This is a genomic window from Arcobacter caeni (assembly GCF_003063245.1).
In the GTDB taxonomy this organism is placed as follows: domain Bacteria; phylum Campylobacterota; class Campylobacteria; order Campylobacterales; family Arcobacteraceae; genus Aliarcobacter; species Aliarcobacter caeni.
On record NZ_MUXE01000001.1, the window covers coordinates 218,630 to 244,520 of the forward strand.

The 25,891-nt window shown below is 33.0% G+C and carries 1 protein-coding gene; it reads right to left on the reverse strand.

Annotation, left to right across the window (positions count from 1 at the left end; genetic code table 11):
• Positions 1-15: 15 nt before the first annotated feature.
• The gene (locus tag B0174_RS01040) at positions 16-25,686 is read right to left on the reverse strand and encodes a hypothetical protein (protein WP_108557776.1); all 25,671 of its coding nucleotides are present in this window, start codon (positions 25,684-25,686) and stop codon (positions 16-18) included.
• Positions 25,687-25,891: the final 205 nt, after the last annotated feature.

The window sequence follows — 25,891 nt, forward strand, 5'->3', positions numbered from 1 at the left end:
AAGCCTTTTTTAATTTTAAGGTGCATCTATAATATCAATAGTAAATGTATTATTACCTATAGAATAAGATGTATTATCTGTAATAGTTAATGAACTATCATGTACTACATTAGAACTATCTGTAAACTTAATTTTTTCTACTTGAGAAGAAGTTAATGATAAGGTTAAACTCCCTGTATCACTTCCTGTCCATGCATCTAACATAGCTTCTGTAAAATTAAATTCTGTATTATTATCACTTGTATTTAAATTAAGCCCTGAAATATCAAGTCTTTCAATATTTGTAAATGTTGAACTTGGAGCAAAATCTGTATCTGCTGATATAGAACTTGTAGTTCCTGTAAACTTAACAGTATCTGCACCCGTACCACCATCTAAATTTCTAACTGTCGAGAAATCTAAAGTAAATTGATCATCTCCACCTAAACCATTAATATTAGTTGGTTCATCTCCACTAATTATTAAATTATCTGAAACTGATGATAAATTTAAATTCTCAAATTCAGTTAATTTACTAAAGTCAAGGTCACCCGAAACTGCTGTTGTTCCAAAAGATAATGTATCATTTCCACCTGAATCAACTATATCAGTAAAATTATTTCTAAAAGCATTAAATTCTGTTGTATCATCGAATGTAATCGTATCATTGCCACTTGATAAATTTAATGTTTCGATTCCCTTTACATTAATAAGATTAGCTGAATCGATAGTTCCACTATTTGTAATATTTAATGTATCTGTTCCTATAGTTCCTGTATCAGAAATATTATCATTCACATCTAAATTTACAATAGTTGTATTTATTGTATCACTACCATTTCCTAAATTAACTGTATCATTTCCACTTGAAAGATTTAATGTGTCATTTCCTGATGTTCCTGTAATATTCTCATTACCCGTACTGTCATTTATAGTTAATGTTCCTGTTAAACTATTTGTAACTCCACTTAAATCAACGGTTTGCCCTGCTGTAGTTGTTAATATTAATGAACCTGCTCCATTTAAAGTTATAGTTCCAGTAGTTGCTACATCTAAAGAAGTTATTACTGATGATGCTAATGTTCCAGTATCCAAAATAGATATATTTTCATTTCCTAATCCACTTATTGTTCCTGCTGTATTTGCATCGTATGCAGCTTGAATTTGTACTGCTGTTCCTATTAATACTGTAACTGCAGCTGCATTTACAGCAACTGAAGTTTTATTATCTAATGCTGTTAAATCAGTAGCTGTTACACTTCCTGCACTTACTGTTAATGTTAAAGCATCTATTGCTGTTGCATTTGCTAAAGCTATATTTAAATTTGCTGCTGTATCTGTACTTACTGTTGCTGTTACTATTCCAGTTGTTTTATTTAACATTGTATTTATATTACTTGCACTTTGTGTATCTGTGATTGTTACCGCTTCATTTCCAAGTCCACTTATTCCAACTGCTGAATATACTGTATTTAAATTAGCATATGTTTCTGTTATTGTTGTTATACTTGATGCGTCTACTGCTACACTTGTTTTTGAATCAAGAGCTATTAAATTTGTTAATGAACTTAAACTTGTATCAGTTGTTGTTAATGTTAAAGCATCAGTTGCTGTTGCATTTGATAAACCTGTATTTAAATTCGCTGCTGTATCTGCACTTACTGTTGCCGTTACTTTTCCTGTTGTATCACCTAAGATTGTATTTGCATTTGAAACACTTGCTGTATCACTTAATGTTGTTGCATAGTTTGATGCTGTTATAAATGTTGCTCCTGAATTATTTACAATTTCAAGTACATCTGCTGTTGAGCCATTTAATGTTGTAGAAGCTGAGATATTTATAGTTCCTGATGTTGCTGTATTTACTATTTTAGCATCTGCTGCACTTACTGTTGTATTTGAAATAACTACATTCCAATCGGTGTCTATCCCCGCAGTTGTTTTATTTGTGATTAAAGTTTTTACATCTGATATATCACTACTTGTAATATCTGTAATACTTGAAGCATTTACATTTACAGATGTTTTACTATCAAGTGTATTCAAGTCTGTTGCTGATGCACTTGTTGCATCTAAAACTAATGTCAATGCATCGTGATTTGAACCTGCATTTGAAAGTGCTGTATTTAAAGCTGATACAGAACCTGTAGCTGTTACAGTTGCCGTTACAACTCCACTTGTATCACCTAATACACTATTTATATTAGCTGCACTTACTGTACCACTTATAGTTACTGCATAGTTAGGTGCTGTTGTAAAGGTTGCATTTGTATTATTTACAATTTCTAACATTTCAGAAATTGTTGCTGTTGATATTGTTGTAACATTTGTTAAATCAATTGCATTAGTACTTGCATCATTTATAGATTTAATTTGAGTACCTGTTAATGAACTATCTGATAATTTTAATGTTCCTGTTCCAATTCCTGTATGTGTGTTGAATTGTGCATTGCTTAATGTTAAACTATTACCACTTGCCACATCAAATATGTCTACTATATTGTGTATATTTGCTCCACTTATATCTTTATTTACATTAACATCAAGTGTAACTCTTCCTGTTCCTTTTGTAAGAGTAATATTACTAAAATCATGACTACTTGCATCTGAGATTATCACTAAATTAGCTGTTCCATTCATTGTGATATTCATAGTTTTACCAGATAAATCTATTGCATTCAAAGTTAATGTATCGCCATTTGCTACTATTATATTTTGGAAATTAAGAAGTGTTACGCTTGATAAATCTATATTTCCACTCAGTTGTAAAGTATTTACTCCAGCATCTCCATCAAGAGTATTAATACCTGTTACATTTGAAACAATAAATGTATCATTTCCATCTCCACCTATTATTTTCTCGATATTTTGTAGAGTATCAGTTTTCCCACCACCTACTACTGTAGCACTTGTGTTTCCACTATTTACAGTAACAGTTAAAGAAGTTCCACTTCCTACAGAGCTATAACTTGCTGTGTCGCTTCCTGCTCCACCGTTTATTGTACTCCCAAATACTCCACTTAGGTTTACCATATCTGCATTTCCTGAAAGAGTATAGTTTTCAAAGTTTACAAAAGTATCTGATCCATCACCTGTTGAAGTTCCAGCACCTGCACTTGTAACATTAAGAGTAACTGTATTTGAAGCTCCGCTGTAGCTTAAAGTATCAGTTCCAGTTCCACCTATAAAACTATTTGCATCTGAATTACCCTCAACTATATTTGTTCCATTACCCATTTGTAGATTTCTAATTTGAGAAATAGTATCTATGCTTGAACCATAAGTTGCTGTTCCTGCTTTTAAATTAACATTAACATTGGCTCCACCAACTTCTGTATAGTTCAACCAATTCTCATCTAAACTTCCACCGATTATAGTATCGCTTCCAGTTCCTGCATATATTGTATCAAGTCCAGCTCCACCATTTAAATAGTTGTTTCCACTCACACCTTTAATAATATCTGATTGGCTTCCACCTATTAGAGTATTATTCATATTATTACCTGTTAAAGTATTTGAAACTGTAGATGAACCTTTTATTCCTTCAATATTTGTTAAACTATCTGTAAAAACTCCACCAATATTATGATTAACGCTTGTCGTAACTCCATTATCTAGTAAAGTTACAGTTATTCCTGTTGTACTTGAACTATAATCAACCGTATCGCTATCATCTGCACCATCTATAACATCATTACCAGCACTTGCATAGATATAATCATTTCCTGAACCAGCATCAATAGTTTCAACTCCTGTTCCACCGTAAATAGTATCTGTTCCTGCTCCTGTTTTAATAACACTCGCAGTACTTCCAGCCCAAATAGTGTCGTTTCCACCGCCTGTTGTAACATTTTGAATATTTGTTAAAGTATCAAGTACTCCTGTAGTTACTCCTGTATTATTTGCAATTACACCTTGAGTACTTCCACTCAAGTTTACTTTAACATTTGTTCCAAAGTCAGAATAACTTACAGTATTAGTTCCAGCTCCACCATCTATATAATCATTTCCTGTTCCACTGTAAATAGTATCATTTCCAGCATCGCCATAAAGGAAGTTATTACCAGCTGTTCCATAGATTTGATCATCACCATCTCCTCCATAAATAGTATTTAGACCTGCTCCACCTCTAATAATATCGTTTTGAGCAGAACCTTTAATATTTTCTATATCTATAAGTGATTGATTATATGTTGAACCACTAGCTGTAAATAAAGCATTTTTCTGAGTATTTATATCTATATTTACACCAGAAGTTGTTGTAACCAAACTGTAATCTACCCAGTCACCTTTACCTACAGTATGAGCTCCACCATCATATTTATCATCACCTAAACTAGCAAAAATATAATCATCTCCTGCACCTGCTAATATAGTGTTTATAGAGTCATTTCCTCGAATAGTGTCATTAAATTGTGTACCATCAACATTTTCAATATTACTTACTGTTCCTGTTTGATTACTTCCACCACTTTGCCAACTATTAATAAATCTATTTGCCGCAATAGATGTACTATCGTAATTTAATACATCTGTTCCAAGATTTACCACAACTCTTTGAGCTGCTCCATCAAATCTTAAAGTATCAGTTCCAGCTCCACCATCAATAACATCTTGTCCTATTCCTGCATAAATAATATCAATAAGATCACCACCTGTTATAACATTATTTCCAGCTTTACCATATAGAGTGTTATTTCCTGTAATACCTCTGATTATATCATTACCTGTTCCACCGAAAATAAGGTCATTTCCAGCTCCACCTTCTAGAAGGTTATTTCCACTAACTCCAAAAATAGTATCATTTCCATCTCCACCATAAATGCTATCATTTCCATCCATAGCCCAAATAGTATCATTACCACCATATCCATAAACTGTATCTGCATTATTTGAACCAACGAATATATCAGCATAATTTGTCATTAAAAATTGTTCAAAATCTGGATTACTTCCATCTTGATATAAATAATCAGAAAATCCTTGCCCATCTTTAATTTTATAAAAGTTATAAGACCCATCAGTTAAAGTTGAAAGACCATTTATAGTTTTTGATTCTATCACTACTGTTTGATTTGAAAGAGTTAATGTTCCTAAATCTGTTGCAAGTCCTGTATAATTTGATGCTAAAATAGAATTAAATACTATATTTGTTCCTTGATTTGCACCAATATTATTCCACATATCAAGAGTATCAATTCCAGCTCCACCGATTATTGTATCGCTTCCATAGTTATTTGAAACTCTATCATTTCCAATACCCATATCATAAACATCATCTCCCGCTCCACCTAAAACATAATCATCTCCACCATTCATAATAAAAGTTTCTTTACTAGTAGTAGAACTTCCCCATACAGTTTCACCTATATTTGAACCTAAAATATTTTGAATATTTACTAATGTCACATTTCCATTAGTTGTACCACCAGAACCATTTATATTTCTTAAATCAATAGTTCCTCTGTAATTATCTAGTAAACTTAACCAGTTACTTCCTGTTCCACCATCTATATAATCTGTTCCACCAGCATCTAGAATAATAGTATCATTTCCAGCACCAGCAAAAATAGTGTTTGCTCCACCAGCAGCTGCAGTTGTATTATCTCCTTTTAAAATATCATTTTTAGAACTTCCTATAATATTTTCAATTTGAGATATATAATCAAAATTAGCTGTTACTGTTCCCGTATTATCTAATTCAAATATTTGAGAGTAGTTTCCATTTAAACTTAATCTATCTCCATCAGCATCTGTAAAAGTAACATTTGATGATAAATCAACACGAATACCATAATTATGTGCATTTGTAAGAGAAGTATAATCTACCCAATCTTTTTCAACATCTGATCCATTTTCTTCTCCACCTATTAGAAAATCTTTATGAAAAGAACCAACAAGAGTATCAGAACCTATCCCACCAAATAATACATCTCCTCGTTCTGTTCCTGTTTTTGTAGTAGCTGCATAGATTACATCTACTCCTGTTCCACCATAAAGTGTATTTTCTCCACCAATTCCATAAATAGTGTCATTACCACCATATCCATTGATAATATTTTTTGAGTTATTACCTTTTAAAATATCGTTATAATTAAGTGTTCCTGTGATGTTATTAATATTTCTTACATAAGTTTCAGTGTTTCCATACCCATCATTTATAACTCGTCCTGTTGTTGTATCCCCATTATCATAAGATAAATCAACATTTACTCCAGCGCTTGTAGTATCGTAGAAGCTAATAGTATTGTTTCCATGAATTCCACTTGAAGTGTAGAATGTCCCAATAGAAACATCTCCACCATCATATTTATCAACTCCACTTCCACCCAGTAAAGTATCATCTCCACTTCCACCTATTAAGAAGTTATTTCCAGCTGTTCCATAAATAATATCATTTCCAGCATTTCCATGAAGAGTATTATTACTATTATCTCCTCTTAAAATATCTGCATATAAAGAACCAAAAAGGTTTTCTATCTCTTTAATATTTGGAGTATAACCACCAAAAGAAATAGAGTTAGCACTCATAGTCGCATCAAGTCCATTTGCCACTTCTTGAAAACTAAGCCAATCTCCGCTACCATCTTTTGCAACTCCACTTCCTTGTGTGCCATCAGTTTGTGTATGGTTTCCACCAGATATTTCATCGTTTCCAGCAGTTGCTATAATCCAGTCATCGCCATCTCCAGCTAGAATTTTATTTACTCCTGCATCACCTTTTAAAATATCATTTTTATTTGAACCTGTTACATTAGCTATATCATGAAGTGCATCTGTTCCGCCAAAACCGTTTGCAATTGCACTATTAGTACTTAAATTTACATTCACGCTTTGCGTTGCATTACTATAATTTATAGTGTCTGTACCACTTGCACTACTTCCTATAATATCAGCGTTTGCATCTAAAGTTGCATTTCCTCCATAGTAAACATTGTTTCCACCATTTGCAAAGAAAACATCATCTCCATCTCCACCATAAATTGTGTCATTATGAGTTGCACTTGCAGTTATCGTATCATTTCCACCATTTGCTAAAATTGTATTTGCACCTTGTGCGCTAGTTAAATCTATTGTATCTTTAAAGTTTGTAGCAATAATTCTTTCAAAATGTGTTTTTAAACTATCAGTTCCATCTGTTAAGCTTGTAATCGTTCCATCTTCACCATTTGGTTTAAGCGTTACGGTAATACCAGATTCTGCATTTAAATAATAAAGTGTATCAACTCCCGAACCACCTATAAAAGTATCATTTCCAGCTCCACCAATATATCTATTATTTCCGCCTAAACTTCCATCAAGAATATCATTATCAGCGCCACCATCAAGTGTGTCATTTCCAGTACCACCGTAAATAGTATCTTTGCCAGCTCCACCAATAAGTGTATTGTTTCCAGAAGTTCCCCAAATAGTATCATCGCCTTCCCTTCCATCTATAGTGTCGTTTCCAGCTCCTCCAACAAATACATTTCCATAAGAATTTCCATAAAGAATATCATCTCCACTTGTACCAAGTACTTTTTGAATATTAAGAAGTGTATCTTCAACAACATTTCCTGCGTTTTTATAACCATTATCTAAAGCTTTACTAAGACCTAAATCAACAATTACTCTATTTCCACCATTTCCTAAATCCACACTACTATAATCCATAGTATTAAAACCATCTCCACCATCGATATAGTCGCTTCCTTTTGATACTATAAAGCTATCATCACCTTTGTATCCAAAAAGTGAATTGATAGTAGTAAAATCATCATCGCCTCTTAAAATATCATTGTTTTTAGTTCCTTTAGCGTTTTGGATATGATTGAGTGTATCTGCATTTACAACTGTTCCTATTTGCTCTGCTTTCTTTTGGCTTAAATCAATATTTACAGCTCTTGTATCTGTAATATAACTATAATCTACCCAATCACTTCCAGAAACTGCGCTTGTAGCGATGCCATCTCTAGCAACAGTATATGTTACTGTTCCACCATAAATAGTATCTCCACCAAGAAGTCCTAAAATAGTATCATTTCCAGTTCCACCTACTAAAATATTTCCAGTTCCACCAAAACCAAAAAGAATATCATCACCAGCTCCACCATCAAGAATATTTTTACTACTATTTCCTATTAAAGTATCATTTGCACTTCCACCAAGTGCATCTTCAACATTATAAATTTTATTTTTTCCATATCCTACAGAAGTTATAGCTTCTAATGTTAAAGTTGTTTCATCTTTGTAGTTTATAGAAGTAGAGTTACTTAAATTTAATATAACAGAATTTCCTGCTCCACTAAAATCTATTAAATCTCTTGATGTTGTATCAGTTTCCGTTCCTGCTGCACCTAAAGTTGAATAAGATTCTCCATAGATAATATTATCCCCAGCTCCACCTCTAAATGTGTCACTTCCAATTCCACCAACTAAAATATTATTTGCACTAACTCCATCTAAAACATCATTTCCAGCTCCACCCCAAAGAGTGTTATTTTGTCCATTTCCTTTTATAAAGTCATCCAAGCTGCTTCCTTGAATATTTTCTACTCCAAGAATTGTCATTGTTCCATAATAGTCGTGAACTGTTTGAGCAACTGTTTGTCCTAAATTTACTTTAATACCTGAATAAGGAGTAACCGAATCAGCACTGATTGTTGCACTAAAATCTAATAAATCACTTCCTTCTCCACCATCAATATAATCCCCACCTTTTGAAGCAAAAATTGTATCATTTCCTGAACCTGATAAAATTGAGTTTTTGTTATCGTCACCTTTTATAATATCTGCAAGTGATGTAGCTTTGATATGTTCAATTCCAATAAGAGTTGTAGTGTACCCTGTAATATTAGCTGTTCCAGAACTTCCATTAGCACTACTTCCATCTGTGTCTAAAACTATATTTACACCTGATACTGCAATATCATCGAAATATGCCCAGTCTTGACCAATTCCACCATCAAGGACATTAGCTCCTAATCCACCTTTTAAAGTATCATTTCCTGCTCCACCTATAAGCGAGTTAGAGTCATTATTTCCAAAAATAGTATCATCATAACTTGTACCAATTACATTTTCAATACTATCAAGATATTTAACATTTCCAAATCCATCATTAATAACTCTATAAGTATCTAAACTTCCATAAGTTTGATTTTTACTTAAATCTACAATAACTCCACCAATTGTAGTTCCATCTCGTCCAGCATCACTAAAGGCAATAGTGTCATTTCCAATATCTCCTAAAATTGTATCAGTCCCTTTTCCTAATACAAAATAATCATTACCACCTTTTCCATCTAAAATATTATTTTCATCATTTCCAACAATATAATCACTTTTTGTTGAACCAATCACATTTTCAATATTTAAAATAGTGTCTGTTCCATAATTTGTATGAATTCTTTGTGCTGAAGTATTTGTTAAATCAACCTTGATACCATTGTAATAAACACCACTTACTTGACCAGCTGTTGCATCATCATCCCCAAAATCTGTCCCCGTTAAATAACTATAATCAACAGTATCACTTCCAGTTCCACCATCTAAATAGTTATTTCCACTTCCTGAAATAAGTGTGTCATTATCTGCTCCACCTTCTAATCTATTATTTCCACTTAGTCCATTGATAGTATCGTTTCCAGCTCCACCAATTAATATATTTGCAACACTACTTCCAACTATTTCATCAGCCATAGCAGTACCTGTGATATTTTCTATACCAAAAAGAACATCGGCATTTCCAGTAGCAGTTACAATTGCAAGATTTGAATTAAGTCTAGCAATAACGCCACTTCCTGAAATAAACTCATAACTTACAGTATCATTTCCGCTATCAGTGTGAGTTTGATCTGCTATTATATAGTTTCCACCATATATTTTATTGCTACCAATTCCCCCATATATAGTATCATCACCATCACCACCATATATAGTATCGCTTCCAAGTGCTGTATGTACTGTATCATTTCCACCACCTGCATATATCTTATCATCACCAGTTCCTGCATAAATCAAGTCATTATTTCCAGCTATATTAGCTTCACTACCGTTTTCATTATCTCCATAAATAACATTATTCCCAGCAGTTCCTCGTATAGTATCAGCTCCAACTCCACCAATTAAAGTATTATTTCCACTGTCACCTACAATTGAATCATTATGAGATGTTCCAATTATATTTTCTATGTTTACAATAGTGTGTGCATTTGCTCCATTTATTGTAACAGCTGTGGCTACTGTATCGTTTAATGTAAGTTCAAGCCCTTTTGAAAATCCAGTTGTATCAACCAAACTATAATCAACCGTATCACTTCCACGACCTGTTATATTTACTCCATCCGTTTCATTTCCACCATCTATTACATCCCCAGCAAAACTTGAAGCCGTTGTTCCTCTAAATGTATCATTTCCAGTTCCTCCAAATAACTTATCAGCTCCTATTCCACTATAAATTAAGTCATTTCCAGCTCCACCATCTATGTAGTTTGCTCCAGCAACTGCATAAATAGTATCATTTCCACCCATACCAAAAATAGTGTTATTTTCACTATTTCCATAAATAGTATCAGCTCCTGCACTTCCTTTTATATTTTCAATGTTTTTGATTTTATCTACAAAAGTACCATCACCAATATAAGCATTTGCATATTCTCCATCATTGATTGCACCAACACCATAAAAATCTGTTGTATGTGTCACATCAAGGTCAAGAATTATTTTTGAAGCTCCATTAGTACTATAATCTATAGTATCTCCACCACTTCCATGAGCTCCACCATCTATGATATTATTTTCAGTTATTTTTGTAACAAAATAATCATCATAGCTACTTCCTACAAGGTTTTGAATATTTATTAAAGTATCTTTAACTGTCCCACTAGCAGTAGTTTTTGTAACTTCCCCTGCTTGTAAATCGGCAACTATTCCAGCTGTCAAGGCTGCCATTGTGTATAAAGCTGTATTATTTCCACCTAATCCATTAAGTGTATTAGCAAATGAATTTCCTCTAAATGTATCATTTCCACTTGTTCCTATGGCATTGTTTACATTTATTACATTATCTGCTTTTATTACGGTTGTGCCTGTTCTAATTTGTACATTAGCAGTATTCCCTGATAAATCTGCAAATATATTATATGTATTATCTACTATTGCACCATAATCAACAGTATCACTTCCACTTGCTATGGCGGTTGTTCCATCCCAAGTTCCACCATAGATAGTATTTACTCCACCAAATTTAGCTGTATCATCGTCTCCAGAAGCATTATAATAAGTTTTAAAAGTATCATCTCCACTTCCACCAACCATAACATCTGCTCCACTTCCTGCAAAAAGTGTATCGTTATTTGCTCCACCATCAAGATAGTTATTTCCAGCTACTCCATAGATGGTATCATTACCACCTAGCCCAAATATAGAGTTATTTGCACTATTTCCCCAAATAGTGTCACCTTCTAAATCGCTTCCTCGTACAGACTCTATTCCATAAATTAGATTAAATCCTTGATCTGCACTATATGAATATCCTCTATAGTTATATGTAGGAATATTTGAACTATCAAATAAAGCTTCATCTTGAGCTCTAATTCCATTTTTCCCACCTAAATCAATAGTCATACCTTTAATAGCTAAAGAGTAATCAACCATATCACTAGAACCATCATCCTTAGTTTCATTTCCACCATAGATATAATCTGTCATATTATCAGCTGCTTCAAATACAAAAGTATCATCTCCAGCCTCTCCATAAAGCTTATCAGACCCTGAACCACCTTTTATAATGTCATTTCCCGCTCCACCATAAATAGTGTCATCTCCTAAGCCACCTCTTAAATCATCAGCTCCAGCTGCTCCATAAATAGTGTCATCTCCTGTACCACCATAAATAGTATCAGCTGCTGTTGAAGTAGAGTTTCGCTCTTTAGTTCCACCATAAATAATATTATTTCCAGCAATTCCAGAAATAGTATCGCTTCCATCCATTCCTACAAGAATGTTTTTGCCATCATTTCCTGTAATTGTATCAGCTTGGTTTGTTCCAACGATATTTTCTATATTTGTAATAACATGTTGATTTGCTGTATTTCCAACTTGAACTTCAACTGCTGTAACACCTTGCATATTTACAACTATTCGTTCAGCTAAGTCTTTATAATCTACTGTATCAAAGCCTGTTCCACCATCTACAAAGTTTGAAAGAGAATTTGTAACAGATACCATATTAATATAGTCATCTCCATCTTCTCCATAAATAGTATCAGCACCTGCTCCTGTGAAAATAGTATCAGCTCCAGCTCCTGCAAAAATGGTATTTATACCAGCTCCACCATATATAGTATCTGCTTGTGATGTTCCTATTGCGTTGTCAATTCCGAAAAAAGTATCATCTTTTGTGCCACTAGCAAAGTTATTATTTAGTAAATCAACTTTTGCTGTTCCTGATGTTAAATTAATAATAGCCTTATTAGTGTAGCTACTATAATCTATTGTATCTTGTAGACTATCATCTGTACCTAAAACAATATTGCCGCTTCCATCAAAAGTAATACTTCCAGCATAAACAGTATCAGATAGTTTTCCTCTCATCACAAATCTATCAGCACCTGCGCCACCAATTAAAGTATTTGAACTACTGCTTCCTGTAATAGTATCATTTCCAGCTCCACCTATTACATTTTGAATATTTCTTATAGTGTCGTTATATCCACTTCCTACAACATTTGCTGTTTGTTCGTCAAGATTTACTACTACTCTTTTTGTATTATCAACAACATACTCATAACTTACATAGTTTCCTGTACTTCCAGCTCCACCATCAAGAGTGTTGTTTCCACTTCTTCCCATCAAAAAGTCGCTTCCAGCTCCACCTATTAAAGTGTTGTTTACCCCATCTGCACCTTTTAATGTATCATTTCCTGCTGTTCCTATGATATTTTCTATATTTTTAAGTTTGTCAAGATTTATACCACCATTAAAAGTAACATTTGAAAAGCCATTTGCATCAACTACATTTAAATCAACACTAATATTTTGTCCTGCACCTAAAACACTATAATCCATAGTATCACTATCGGTACTATCTTGAGTTCCTATTACTCCAAAACCATCTATTGTGTTTCCACCTGTATAAGCTATAGTTCCAGCTTTTATAGTATCACTTCCAGCACCTGCATAAATAGTGTTTATTTGAGTATCTCTTAAAGTTACTGTGTCTTTATTGGCACTTCCTATAATATTTTCAATTCCAAATAAACTATCTATTCCTGTTGCTAAACCTGTTGCATATCCAGTTGCTCCTGTAAATACATTAGTAACAGTATCTCCTGCTATTTTGTTTAAGTTTACAGTAACACCAGCTAGTGCATTTTGAAAACTTACCCAATCTTGTTCAGTCCCAACATCAGTAGCAGTTCCACCATAAATAGTATCATTTCCACTTCCACTAAAAATAGTATCTGTTCCAGTCCCACCATAGATAATATTATTTCCTGCATTTGCATAAATAATATCATTATCAGCTCCACCATCTATAAAGTCATCACCTGTTCCACCTGTGATAATATCATCTCCAGCTTCTCCATATAGTGAATTTAATCCAGCAATTCCTTTGATAACATCATTTCCAGCTCCACCTTTTAAGATATTACTATTTCCATCTCCAATAATAGTATCATTAGCAGCTCCACCATAAACATTTTGAATATTTTTAATGCTATCTGTTGTGCCATTGCCGATAATTACATCTCTAAAGTTAGCTCCATCAAGTGTTACTGTGATACTTTGAGAAGCATCTGCATTACTATAATCCATAGTGTTATTACCACTATTTCCATCAAATTGATTTGCTATAGTAAAGTTAGTTTTAAAAGTATCGTTACCTTCTCCACCTTTGATGTTTTGGATATTTATTAAAGTATCTTCATCTCCTGTTACAACTTCTTGAGAATCAGTTCTTCCTAAATCAACACTAACTCCAGCTGTATAATTCTCATAACTTACAAGGTTTCCGCTACTACTATTTCCATCGATTATATTTGCTGTATTTCCAGAAGCCATTTTAAAAATATCTTGACCACTTCCACCAATAGCATTTTGAATATTTACAAGCGTATCTTTATCACTAGCACTTACAAATCCTTGTCCTATTTTGAAATCAACTTCAACACTACTTGTTGAGTATGCATAACTTACAGTATTATTACCAGCTTCTCCATCTAAATAATCATTTCCACCTTTTCCAATAAGAGTATCGTTTCCAGTTCCACCTTTTAAAGTGTTATTATTTTCATCACCAGAAATTGTGTCATTTCCAGCACTTCCTATAATATTTTGAATATTTATATAAGTATCTGTTGCTGTTGTAGCACTATTTTGAATTACTAATCCATTTGTAGTTAAATCAACTCTTACAAAATCTTTTGTTGCATCAGTAACTGTTAAATTGCTATAATCAACTGTATTTCCAGCTATACCATTACCATTTCCATCAAATTTATTGTCTCTATTAAAATGTGATTTAAAAGTATCGTCAAAGTTACTTCCAACAATATTTTCAATACTTACAAGAGTATCAATACCCATACCTCCACCAACATTTTGAGCAGCTTCACTTCCTAAATCAACTGTAACTGCAGAAAAAGCTTCTGAGTAATTTACAGTATCAATATCTGCTCCACCATCAATAAGGTCATTTCCACTACCACTAAAAATAGTATCAGCTCCTGCATCACCATAAAGAGAGTTATTTCCAGAAGTTCCTTTTATCGTATCGTTTCCAGCTCCACCTCTTAAAATATTATTAAGAGTATCTCCAACAATAATATCAGCTCCAGCTCCACCAATAACATTTTCTATGTTTTTTATAGTATCACTTTGAGCATTTGCAATAGTTACAGTAGCGAAACTTGCACCAGCTAGTGTTACATTAATATTTTGAGTTGATGTTAATGTAGAATAATCAACAGTATCGATTCCGTCTTTTCCATCAAAACTATTGCTTACAGAAGTATTCGTTTTAAATATATCATCGCCACTTCCACCAATTGCATTTTGAACTCCGTAAAGTGTTGCATTATCTGTAGTGCTTATACTTCCGCTAACATTTAGTCCACTTAAATTTTGAGACATATTTACAATTACACTTTGTGTTTCATCTTCATAACTTATCGTATTGATTTCACCTGATACTAATGAATTATCAAGTGTTCCACCATAAATAGTATCTTTACCTCTACTAGCTATAAATGTATCATCTCCAGCTGCACCTATTAAGATATTGGCACTATTATTTCCTTTAATAATATCATTTCCAGACGAGCCAATAACATTCTCAAATCCAACAACTACATCGCTATTTGAAGCATCTACATATCCTGTCCCTGCAGCTAAATCAACAACAACTTTTTCACCATTTGCAAGATAGTCATAACTTACATAATCAGCTGTTCCAGCTCCACCATCAAGGTAGTTTTTTCCACCACCACCACTAATAGTGTCGTTTCCAGCTCCACCTAATAAAGTGTTATTTTGAGTACTTGAACCAATAATTGTATCAGCTCCAGCTCCACCTGTTATGTTTGTGATATTTGTTATTGTGTCTTTTCCAAAAATTGTACCATTTAATTTTTTAGTTATTTCATTATTACCACTGGCTAAATCAACTTCAATTGTTCTATTGCTTGCATATGCACTATAATCAACAGTGTTACTAGTACCACCTACTCCATTAATTAGGTTATTTCCATCATCTCCATCTACGATACTTCCATCTGATAGTAAAATACCTGCTTTAAATATGTCGTTTCCATTACTACTTCCAAGAAGTGTATCATCTCCACCACTTCCTACAAGAGTATTTCCATCTCCCATATAAGCATCAAGTATATTATTTGAATTATTTCCACCAATAAAGTCTGCTAATATTGTTCCTTTTATATTTTCAATATTAATTAATTTATCTGTTTCACTTCCAAAAATTGCACTAGCATATCCACTGGCATCAATACTATTCATATTTATATTAAGTGCCATTAGTTTTTGGTTATACCAAACCCAGTCTCCAATACCAGTCGTATGGTCTCCACCATCAATAGTATTATTTCCACCTGAGCTTATAATGGTATCATCACCACTTCCTCCAAAAAGTTTATCATCACCAGCTCCTCCATCAAGAGTATCATCACCAGCTCCTCCATAAAGTTCATTGGCATTTGTATCACCTTTGATGTAGTCATTTCCACTTGTACCGATAACATTTTTAATGTTTTTAACTGTATCATATGTACCTACTATTTCAGTAGCTCTTACATTATCACTATAAATACTTACTTTCGAGAACTCTTCTCCATCAAGAGTTACACTAATAGCTCCTGTAGTTACTTTACTATAATCAAGTATATCAGTCCCACTTCCACCATCTACTTGATTAATATAGTTATTTCCACTTCCAAAAAACCCACCCATAATAAAAGTGTCAGAACCTGCCTCACCAAATAAGAAGTTAGAACCTTTACCACCATAAATAGTATCGTTTCCATCTCCTGCTTTTATAATGTTTGATTCATCGCTTCCTATTAGAATATCTGCGTTTTTTGAACCTTGAATATTTTCAAAGTTTACAACCGTACTTGTCAAACCATTTCTAATAGCACTTTCTGCAGCATAAGAAGTACCATTTATAGTAACAGCACTATTTCCAATATTTACACTAATTCCATTTACACTTGTAACACTTTCAAACGAAACAGTATCTCCTGTAGTATGAGTTCCACCATCAAGATAGTTACTTCCACCTGCTCCATCAATAGTATCATCACCACCACCACCAATAATAGTGTTATTGCTACTGTTTCCTATGATAGTATCATCAGCAGTGTTTGAACCTATAATATTTTCTATATTTTTAATAGTATGGTTTACTGTATCTCCACCAACTCTTACAACAGTAGGGTCACTTCCATCTTGTAAAGAAATAATGATTTTATCTTTTACGCTACTATAATCAACATAATCACCATTTATGTGTGAGCCACCATCTATTAGTACATCTTTAAAGTTTGAACCATTAAAAGTATCATCTCCAGCTCCACCTATAAAAGTATAATTTCCAGCTCCTACTGTAAAAATATCATTTCCAGCACTTCCTTCAAAAACAGAGATGTTTTTAACATAGTCACTATTTCCACCTATTTTTGAAATTTCATATACTGTTTGTGAAATACCTTGTTCATCATTTATTGTTGTAGTTGTTCCTAAATTTACTCTAATACTATTTACTGAAGATAAATTACTATAATCAACTTTATCGTTTCCACTTTCTCCATCTATAAAGTCACTTCCAGTTAATTTTCCTATAAAAGTATCATTCCCCAATCCACCATATAAATAGTTAGAGCCTGCAATTCCATAAAGAACATCATCTCCGGCTCCTGCATTAATAATATTTGTATTAGCATCACCTTTTAAAGTATCTGAATAAGAAGAACCTATTAAGTTTTGAAAATTAAGAAGATAATCATCTCCATCTGCATTAGTATTTTGGCTTTGTCCTTGTAAACCTAAATTTACACTTACACTTCCTAAAGCTCCACTATAACTTACAGTGTTGTTTCCACCTGAACCATCAAGAGTGTTATTTCCTTCATTTCCTTGGATTGTGTCATTTCCAGCACTTCCCATTACATTTTCTATGGAAATAAGTTTATCTAGATAATTAGTGGCACCATAAGTAGAGTTTCCCACACCATTTGTTGCACCTCTTAATGTAACTGTTACTTTATCAGCACCACTATAAGTTACAGTATCGCTTCCATCTCCACCATCAATGATATTGTTTCCACTACCCCCTGAAATTGTGTCATTTCCTTCTTCTCCAAAAAGCTTGTTATCGCCTGATATTCCATAAATAATATCAGCTCCCAAACCACCATAAATTGTGTTTTGAACACTACTTCCTATTAAAGTATCATTTCCACTTCCACTTTTAATATTTTGAAAATTTAAAATAGTATCGGTACCTATTGTTGTACCTGTTGCTTGATTTTCAGTATAATTAGTGCCATCAAGTGTAACTTGCACACCAATATTCGCAACTACTTTTGCCCCTGAATTTTCAAAGCTTATAGTATTTGTTCCATCATATCCATCAAGAGTATTATTTGAACTATCACCTTCAATAATATCATCACCTTTAGAGCCTAAAATATTATTTATATCTCTTATTTTATGATGATTTGCTGTAGCTCCTACAGTAACATCACTATAAGAACTTCCTTTTAGTCTTACATTAACACCAGCTGTTAAAGCACTATAATCTACAGTATCCCCAAGAGTTTGATTTGTTGTTCCACCATCAATAACTACAGAAGTTCCATCAATTCCATCTTCAAAAACAAATCTATCATCACCAGCTTCTCCAAAAAGAAAATCTCCACCAGAACTTACATATAAAGTATCATTTCCAGCTCCACCTTTTAAAGTATTTTTACTTGTATTTCCTCTTAAAGTATCATTTCCCGCTCCACCTGTTAGGTTTTCTATGTCATGAATAGTATCTGTTTTTTGAAGTACATCTGAAGAGTTATATACACTAATTGAGCTACTACTTAAATCTGCTACAACTTTGTATTGACTGTCTGTAATACCACTATAATCTACAGTATCTCCATTTACCTCAGCTGTTGTTCCACCCCAATAAGTGTTATTCCCATCATTATATGAGCTTATAAATATATCATCTCCAGCTTCACCGTAAAAAGTATCGTTTCCAGCTTTTCCTGTAAAAGTATCATTTCCTGCTCCACCATATATTGTGTCTGCGTTATTGCTTCCTATAAAAGTATCTGCAAAATTACTTCCTTTTATTTGCTCAATTCCTATTAAAGTGTCGTGACCACCATTACCATTATCATAAACTTGTTGAGTTGCGTTAGAAAGATCGACTTTAATACCATTGTATGGGTTTAAACTATAATCAGCAATATCAATAAATGTTTCTGCAGTAGCTGTTAGATTAGTATTTGAACTAATAGCACTATTTGTTTCTATATATAATTTTTCACCATCATTTACTATATAACTGTTTGCTATATTATTCGTATTAAAACTATTTTCTAGTGCTTTTAGTACACTTGCTTTTGTATCTCCATTTTGTGCTACATAACTTACAGTTTTCCCTTCTAATGCAAAACTATAAGTCGTTCCTAAAACAATAGCTCCAAGAACTATTTGATAGCCATTTAATCCACCAATTAGAGTATTGTTTCCTCCACGACCCCAAAGAGTATCATTTCCATATCCACCACTTAAAGTGTTGTTGCTATCGTTACCATAAATAGTATCATTTCCCGCTCCACCTGCAATATTCTCGATACTCTTAATCGTCAAGTTTCCATCATTTGTTTCTTGTGCATCGATAATAGATAAATCGAGTTTAATATTTTTAGCAGTGTAAGCAAAACTAACAAAATCACTTCCACTTCCACCATCAATATAATCATCTCCGCCATACCCCAATAGTGTGTCATTTCCACTTCCACCAATTAAAGTATTTCGACCACTGTTTCCTATTAATGTATCATCTCCACTTCCACCTACAATTCCATTAATATTTTTAAAAGTATCTGTTCCATAATATGAATTTATATATTTTGAGCCATCATTAATATCTACTACTAAATTAGTAATTGCGGCACTATAATCAACTGTATCACTACTGTTTACACCACCCTCAAAATAATCGTTTCCTTGGCTTCCAATAAACCAATCATCTCCTGTTCCACCAATAAAAGTGTCATTAGAAGTACTACCTTTAAAAGTATCTGCATAATTACTTCCTACAATAGTATCAATTCCGATTAAATTATCTCTTCCTCCAAGCCCATCATCAGTCACTTGGAAGTTAACATTTGTCAAATCTACTTTTATACCACTTGCTGATGTTTCATAACTAGCTACATCTGTACCTGTTCCACCAATTAAAGTATCATCTCCAGCACCACCAATAAGCGTATTATTTCCAGCAAACCCTTTTAAAATATTATTATTATAATCACCTTGGATAGTATCATTATAAATTGTTCCTGTAATATTTTCAATCCCTGTTAATTTATGAGAAAGAACATCATTTAAAGAGGCTTGTACAGTTTCGTTTCCATTTAAAGTGATTACTAAACCTTTAGTTGGTGTACCTAAATCAGTAACGCCACTAAAATCAACTGTATCACTTCCAAGTCCACCTATTAAAGAATCTACTCCATGAGTTGAAGAAGTAATAATAAACAAGTCATTATCAGCACCACCGTCATGAATATTGCTTCCTGCACTACTGTAGAAAGTATCGTTTCCTATTCCACCTCTAAATGTACTATTTGCACTGTTTCCTAAAAATGTATCTCCGTAATCACTTCCGTGGATTTCATTAATATCAATTAAAGTATCACTTCCCCCATCTCCATCACGAACAACTTGAGCAGTTTGATTCATATCAACATAAATTGAAGCATTTGTAGGTTTGTAGTAAGCAATATCTATTCCTGTTCCACTTCCAATTAAAGTATCATTTCCCCCTGCTCCATATAAAGAGTTTGTTCCAGCAGTTCCACCATCTAAAATATTTGCAAATCCATCTCCAAACAATGTATTATCAGAACTATTTCCAACAACTCTTTCAATACTATTTAAAATATCCGTTTCATCACCAATATCAAAAGTACCACTACTATTTGTATCTATTTGAGCTCTATTTTCAGATAGGTTTACATATATTTTTCCACTACGAGAACTTAAATCGAAAGTGTCAAGTCCATCTCCACCATAAATAGTATCGTTTCCTGTACTACTGAAAATAGTATCATCTCCACTTCCACCATATATAGTATCAACGCCTGTTCCACCAGTAATACTATCATTTCCGCTTCCACCGCTTAATGTGTTATTTCCAGCCGTTCCAAAAATAGTGTCATTTCCAGCTCCACCATCTAATATGTTATTAAAATTATCCCCTGTTAAGGTATCACTATTTGCTGTTCCAATAATATGTGAAACATTTTGAATCGTAACTGTATTTCCACCACTCAAAGATATAGCTACAGGATTTGAACCATTTAAAGTAACATTAATTCCACCCGTTGTTTGATTTGAATCGCTATCAAGAATTAAACTATAATCAATCGTATTTGAACCACTAACTCCATTAAAAGTATCGTTTCCAGCTGTTGCTAATGTATCATTTTGAGCCACAATAAAAGTATCATTTCCACTACTTCCTATTACTGTATCACTTCCTGTTCCACTAAATACAGTGTTGTTATAACTTGTATAATCTACACCACTCTCAGTCATTCTTGATGTATAAATAACATTAGTTCCACTACCTGCCCAAATAGTGTCATTTCCAGCACCCAACTCAAAAGTCATAGTATCTGTTGATAAGTTAGTAGTTTTCCCAATGATAATATCACTGTTTTTTGTTCCAATAATTTTTTCTATTGAAAGAAGAGTATCTTTTCCAACATAACCATTATTTTGAACTTGTTGAGAAGTAAGTCCTAAATTAACAATTAATCCATTTGAACTATCAACCGCACTATAATCCGCAGTATCAATTCCAGCTCCACCATCTAATGTATTATTTCCTTGTCGTCCAACTAAAGTGTCGTTTCCTAATCCACCTTTTAAAACATTATCACTGCTGTTTCCAAAAAGTTTATCATCTCCAGCTCCACCTTCAACATTTTCAACATTGATAATTTGAACTCGACCTTTTCCTGTATTTTGAATATCAGCATTTGCTAAATCAAGAGTCACATTTGTAGCACTTGGAGTATCTCCAAAATTAAAACTTACGAAATCTGTACCAGTTCCTCCATCGATATAATCTAATTCATCAATCCCATTATTTCCATTAGGAAGTAAAGTATCATCTCCTGCACCACCAATTAAAACATTCGAACCATTTGTTCCTTTAATCGTGTCATTTCCACTTCCTCCAATAGCTCCTTCAATACTAATAAAGGTATCTGTTCCATAGGTTGCATTAATATAAACCGATGTACTTCCTAAATCAATATTCAAATCATCAGTTGCATTTGCATAACTTACAACATCAATTCCATCTCCACCGTTTAAAGTATCATTTCCAGCACTTCCTATAAGTGTATCATCTCCCAATCCACCAAAAAGTGAATTGCTTTGTGAATTTCCAGTAATAATATCTTTATAGCTACTTCCTATTACATTTTGAATGTTTTTAACTGTTTCACGAACAGTTATTCCACTATTATTTGTAAATACTTCTTGAAGTGCTGTATTATTTAAGTTTAATGTAACCCCTGTTCCATTTGTATTAATGGCACTATAATCAATAGTATTAACTCCTAATCCACCATCAAGATAGTTAGTTCCACCATTTCCACCACTTAAAGTATCATTTAAATTTCCACCTATTAGCGTGTTATTTTGTGAGTTTCCTGCTAAAGTATTTTCATTCGTCAAACTTCCAGTAATATTTTCAATATTTATAATTGTGTGTGTTTGAGTTTTTGAATCACCTTCTAAAACTTTTGCTTCATTTCCTATTTCTGCTAGTTTTAGTTCTATTTTATTAGCTATATTTGAAAAATCAACTGTATCACCCGTTACTTCACCGTCATTTCCACCATCTATATAATCTTTTCCAGCACTTGCATAAAAGTAGTCATCTCCACTTTCACCTGAAAGAATATCATTTCCAGCACCACCTTGAAGTGTGTCATTTCCAGAACCTGCTTGAAATTCAAAATTAACAGTAGAAGTTGCATTGGCTTTTATAATATCTTTAGAACTTGTTCCTATTATCTTTTCAATACTGTTTAGTGCATCTATTTCTTGAGCTGAACCTGTTCCTCTTTTCACTGTTCCTGTAATATCTAGGTCTTCAATAATTAAAGATTTACCAGATTGGCTGTAATCAAGGGCATCAATCCCCTCTCCACCAATAATGCTATTATTTCCACCATAAGATATAAAATAGTCATTCCCTTTTCCACCATCTAAAATATTGTTAGAGTTATTTCCTATTAGCGTATCTTTTCCATCTGTTCCTATTAGATTTTCAATATTAATTAGCGTATCATCTGTACTAAGACCTTTTGAAGCAGTTCCTAAAAGTAAGTTTGCAATAACTCCATCATCGCCTACAGCTTTAGGTAGTACACTATAATCAGCTGTATCATTTCCTCCTAAACCATTAAGAGTATTAACCTCTGTTAAACTTGCACCCAAAGTGTCGTTAAAAACTGTTCCTATTAAATTTTCAATATTTATTAAAGTGTCTTGTCCTGAATTAACTGTATTTTGAGAACCAGTTTTTCCTAAGTAAACAGTAACTCCACCTGTTTTAACTTCTTCATAACTTGCAGTATCATTACCTGCTCCACCATCGATAATATCATTACCTGTTCCACTATAAATAGTATCAGCTCCACTTCCTCCATATAAAGAGTTATTTCCGCCCATCCCTTTTATAATATCATTACCAGCCATACCATAAAGAGTATTCCCTTGTGTAGAAGAACCTATAAGTGTATCTCCAAAGGCTAATATATCTGTCCCTCTAATAGCATCAATATTTTTAAAACTATCTGTTCCTTGACCAGTTGCCCAGCTTTCATCTAAATTAACAGTTATTGCATTACTTTTGTAGTAGCTGTAATCAACTAAATCGCTTCCACCAGTTCCTCCATCAAAACTATTATTAGTATTATCCGCTCCGCTAAAAGTATCGTTAAACTGAGTTCCTACAACATTTTGAATATTAACTAAACGGTCATTTCCAGAACTTGTTGTGGATGTTCCCCATTTCTCTCCTAGAATAACCGCATCTGGACTTAAAAGCTTAACAATTACTCCATTTGTGTCAGTTACTTGTGAATAATCTACTGTATTACTCCCCGTTCCTCCATCTATGTAATTGTTCCCAAATCCACTTTTAAAAATGTCATCTCCAGCTTCACCAAATAATGAGTCATCACCTTCTTTTCCATCAATAGTGTCGTTTCCTGCACCACCACGAATAGTGTTAATACCTGAACTTCCAATTAAAGTATCTCTAAAATCACTCCCAATAATATTTTCAATGCTAATTAGCGTATCATTTCCAGAACCTGTTGATGTACCTGCTGTTAGATTAACCTCAACTCCAGCACCAGCATTTGAAATAGCTAAATTTGAGTAAGAAACTGTATCATTTCCTGCTCCTCCATCAACTATATCATTCCCAAGTCCTGGCGCAATTGTGTCATTGCCTTCATTTCCATATAGTGTGTCATTTCCACTTTGTGCATAAATAGTATCTTGAGTAACTCCACCTATAACAGTTGTATCTATATCTCCTGTACGAATAATATTGTCATTTAAGTTTGTTGCTAAAACAAATCCATCTTTGTTTCCACCTACTGGTGTATATTTGTATGATAAAGGAGCATTTATATCCACTTCTTTAATATTCATACCATATGATTTGTTAAATGTTAGATCTGAAATAAGAGGTTTTTCTGCATCTGTTTTTAGGTGTTCAGGAACATTAGCTATATCCCATACAGATTGAGCTTCAATATTCATCGTAAAATTTTTAGCTTCAGTTAATTGCGTATCATACTTAATTACAAAATTAATTGAACCATTATTAGAATCAATAGTAAAGCCATTTACTAGAGCATCAGCTTTATTAATTGTCCAAACACCCTCACTTACTTTTGTACCTCCTACAATAGAAGCGATACTTGGAATTCCGCTAATTTTAATAGTAGTAACACCAAAACCTAGAGGTTGAGAAGGAGATAGATTAATCAACCTAGAAGTAAATGTATTTCCAAAGAAAGCTTCATTATCTGCTTTAATAACTGATTTATTAGCAAGTAAATTATTAACTGTTCTATAATCAATATCTTCAGCATTAGTCTGTTTTTGTAACTCGCTTAAAGCAGGTGAATTAGGATAATCATTAGCATAAATATTTCCTCCACCACCTTTTACAATTAAAGTTTTATCTACTCCATCACCTGAAAATTCGCTACTTGATTTTACATGCTCAATATTAATATCAAAAGTCAACGAAGGCTTTACTCCTTCAACAGCCGCATCTTCTGTTTTTGTTGCTTTAGCTTTGTTTGTCTCAGTTTTCATTGAAATATTTGTATTTATAACCGATTCTTGAATTGATGGTTGAATAAATTGAGCAGTACTTTCAGCCAAACTTTGAGATATATTATCATCCATTGCAACATTATTATCTATTACAATTACTTGAGGAGTGGCTTCGTTTCGTTTTTCTTCGGCAGCTTTATTTTTTTTATCTTGTTCAGAGGCATCAGGTAGATTTACAAATTCATTAGTAACAACAGAGTTAATTGGTAAGGCATTTATCTCTTCAATATTTGATAAAATAGTAGATAAAGATGTAACTTTCCCGCTTAAACCAATAAATTCAGGAGTATTCTCACCATATCCCATTAGAGCTAATGAAACAAAAGTATAATTTCCTGCACCTGGCATTTCTAATACTATATCACCACCAATAAGTTTAAATTTTGCATTTTCTAAATTAATCCCAAGGGCTTCAAGATCAATTTTATCACCAGGTCTTACATAAATAGCTATGTTTTCACCAACTGGTGCTTTTTCTTTTATTTGAACTTTGTTATTTAAATACTTGATAGATTTAGATTCTTCTTGTGCCATCTTGAACTCTTTGTAATATATTATTTTACTTAATATACCATAATTATTGTTAATAAAAAATTTGATTACTTTTTGGAAATATAAATAAACAAATCACCAAATTATCAAGTATATTTAGGAACAATATATTAAATAACTCAATTATTTATTTTATTTTTTTAGGATATTATTTTAAAAAATAAGTACAGAAAAAGTGCAGTAAAAA

What these genes read in the sequence shown, in the direction of transcription:
- B0174_RS01040 (WP_108557776.1), bottom strand. Translation starts at nt 25,686, where the DNA reads ATGGCACAAGAAGAATCTAAATCTATCAAGTATTTAAATAACAAAGTT.